This window comes from Rhodoferax sp., assembly GCF_037143375.1.
Lineage (GTDB): Bacteria > Pseudomonadota > Gammaproteobacteria > Burkholderiales > Burkholderiaceae_C > Rhodoferax.
The window spans coordinates 1-2151 of record NZ_JBAWYV010000289.1; the positions used below are offsets into that span (position 1 = coordinate 1).

Consider the following 2151-nt stretch of genomic DNA (forward strand, 5'->3'; position numbering starts at 1 on the left):
CGTCTTGCAGCGCAATCACCACGCTGGGGTCGATGCTGACGATGTCGCCGACCTGGCCCACATCGTGCTCGATGCTGGGGTCTTGCGTGTCCATCAGCTTGAGTTTTTGGGCGCGAATCATGCCGCCGTCACGCCCGGTCAGGCCCACGGCCTTGCCACCGGCCTGGTTGATCAGCCCGACGATGTCTTGCTGCACCTCGCCGCCCAGCACCCACTCCACCACTTCCATGGTTTCGGCATCGGTCACGCGCATGCCCTGAATAAATTCGCCTTTTTTACCCAGGCGCTTGAGCGCGGTTTCGATCTGCGGCCCACCGCCGTGCACCACCACCGGGTTGATACCCACCAGCTTCAGCAGCACCACGTCTTCGGCAAAATCGGCCTGCAGCGCGGGGTCGGTCATGGCGTTGCCGCCGTACTTGATGACCATGGTCTTGCCATGGAACTTGCGAATGTAGGGCAGCGCCTGCGCCAGAATTTCAGCTTTTTCGCGCGGGGTGATTTTGGAGATGTCGGTCATGGGGGGCACTCGGTTTGCAGAAATGAATCAGTCGCAAATTGTGCCGCATGTTGGCCGGGCTTTTTATGACACGCGGACCCCATAGCCCTGCACACAGGTCTGCAGCACGGCTTTGATCGCCGCCACGTCATTCAGGTCGGCGGCTACGCGCAGCGTTTGCAGATGCAGCGCCAGCCCGGCCCAGACCAAGTGGTCTTCATGCGCTTTCATGATGCGGGGGTGGGCGGTGCGCTCGGGGTTGTCGCCAATCAGCAACTCCTCGTAGAGCTTTTCGCCCGGGCGCAGGCCGGTGATCTCAATCTCGATATCGCCCGCGGGGTTGGCGTCGTCGCGCAGGCTCAGGCCACTGAGTTGCACCATGCGCCGCGCCAAGTCCAGGATCTTGACCGGCTCGCCCATGTCCAGCACAAACACATCGCCGCCCACCGCCATGGCGCCGGCCTGCAACACCAATTGCGCGGCCTCGGGGATGGTCATGAAATAGCGGGTGACCTCGGCATGCGTCACGGTGAGCGGCCCGCCGGCGGCGAGCTGGCGGCGAAACAGCGGCACCACGCTGCCACTCGAATCGAGCACATTGCCAAAACGCACCATCGTGAAACAGGTGTTGGTGCTCTCTGCGGCCAGCGCCTGCAGCACCAGCTCGGCCATGCGCTTGGTGGCGCCCATCACGTTGGTAGGCCGCACCGCCTTGTCAGTGGAGATCAACACAAAACGCTTGACGCCCGCATCACGCGCCGCGCGGGCGGTGTTCCAGGTGCCCATCACGTTGTTGGCCACACCCTCGCCCGGGTTGTCTTCCACCATCGGCACATGTTTGTAGGCCGCGGCGTGGTACACGGTGGCCGGGCGGTACTGCGTGCAAACCGCCAGCAAGCGCTCAAAGTTGGCCACACTGCCCAGCAGCGGTACCAGTTCCACCACCAGACCTTTGGCGGCGCAAAGCCCCTGCAACTCCTGGTGAATGCTGTAAAGACCAAACTCGTTGTGGTCGAGCAGCAGCAACTGGCGCGGTTGCTGCTGCACGATTTGGCGCGTCAGCTCGCCGCCAATGCTGCCACCCGCGCCGGTGACCAGCACCACCTGCCCGGCCAGGTCGCGCGCGATCAGGGCTGCATCGGGCGGCACCGGGTCGCGGCCCAGCAGGTCTTCCACATCAAGATCGCGAAAATCCTGCACCGTGACCCGGCCACTGGCCAGATCAGCCAAACCGGGCAGCGTGCGAATGTGCACCGGCTGCGCGCGCAAGCTGTCGATGATGGTGTTGCGCCGGTCGCGGGTGGCGCTGGGCAGCGCCAGCAAAATATCGGTGACACCTTGCTGCACCACCACCGCCGGCACCTGCGCTGGCGAAAACACCGGAATGCCGTTGACGCTGCGCCCGACCTTGGCCGCATCGTCATCGACAAAACCCAGCAGTTGAAATTGGCTTGATACGCGCAAGGCCGAGGCCGTTTGCACGCCGGCCGTGCCCGCGCCATAAATCAGCAAGCGGCCGGTGGCCTTGGCCTGGGCATTGCCCAGATCAGCCAGCCAGAAGCGGGCAACCGCCCGGCTCGCCCCCACCAAAAAAAGGAAAATAAGGGGTTGCAGCACGCCCAGGCTGCGTGGCACGCCCAGCCATTTTTGCC

At 63.9% G+C, this 2151-nt stretch carries 2 protein-coding genes; both read right to left on the reverse strand.

All coding sequences use genetic code 11. The annotated features are described in order from the left end of the window. On the reverse strand, positions 1 to 520 hold a 520-nt coding region (gene argB / locus WCG50_RS19100; RefSeq protein ID WP_336901178.1), incomplete at its 3' end, for an acetylglutamate kinase. A 63-nt stretch (positions 521 to 583) separates the two neighbouring features. Then, the coding region (locus WCG50_RS19105; protein WP_336901179.1) for a nucleoside-diphosphate sugar epimerase/dehydratase at positions 584 to 2151 on the reverse strand (1568 nt) is incomplete at its 5' end.